The following is a 738-nucleotide window of genomic DNA, read 5'->3' as shown; positions in this document are numbered from 1 at the left end:
CGTTTTCGTCAAATAGGACAGGCTTCCATTGGAGATTCTCCAATTCTGATCCAGACTGATGAGTGAATATTCCGTTCCCTCTAATCCCATCGTAGCAATATAATTGAGCTGAGTATTCACATTCCGATACGCTATAAAATCTTTTTCTGTAATGGGATTTTTCACAACATCATTAAAGGAACTGGTCGTGCTATACGTATTAAAAGCATATTCAATCGTTTGAATTTTCTGCTCCAGACTATTTCTGATCTGTGCCATGTAGCTTTGCTTGGTATTGGAAACTCTCTCCACAACGGAGCTAATTGTTGTAAAATAGATGTAGCTGCCAAAACTGGCCACCAATCCTATTCCCAAAACCAGAATCGTAATAAAAATAGTATAGAACATTCTTCCTTTTTTCATTGCGCTCCCCCTCTGGCTCTTTGCATCACAACAAAATTATAGCGCTTTCATAACAAGGTTTAAATCATTTTTTTCACGTGTGCATTATTTTTTACATCCGTATCATTCCAATTTAAGTCGATTTTGTTTGGTTTGCGGCAGTTAAAAAGAAATTTGGAGGAGTTATTTATGTTACATGTTGTTAGTCCTAAAGAACCGATTATAAAAAAAGAATTTCCGTCAGACACTTCCTTTCTCTCCCTCTATCCCGTAGCAGTTCGTGAAGCTCGTCCTTTTATATTGGTATTACCTGGCGGTGGCTACGAGCATTTGGCCTCACATGAAGGAGAGCCTATA

Annotated in this window: 1 pseudogene; it reads right to left on the bottom strand. The window is 38.1% G+C overall.

The features are described 5' to 3' along the window. Positions 1 to 402: pseudogene (locus tag GRP75_RS28575) on the bottom strand (AraC family transcriptional regulator); the annotation flags it as partial. Positions 403 to 738: the final 336 nt, after the last annotated feature.

The organism is Paenibacillus sp. OT2-17, from assembly GCF_009827695.1.
Lineage (GTDB): Bacteria > Bacillota > Bacilli > Paenibacillales > Paenibacillaceae > Paenibacillus > Paenibacillus polymyxa_B.
Note: the sequence above shows the minus strand (reverse complement) of the source record. Positions and strands in the feature narration are given on the sequence as shown.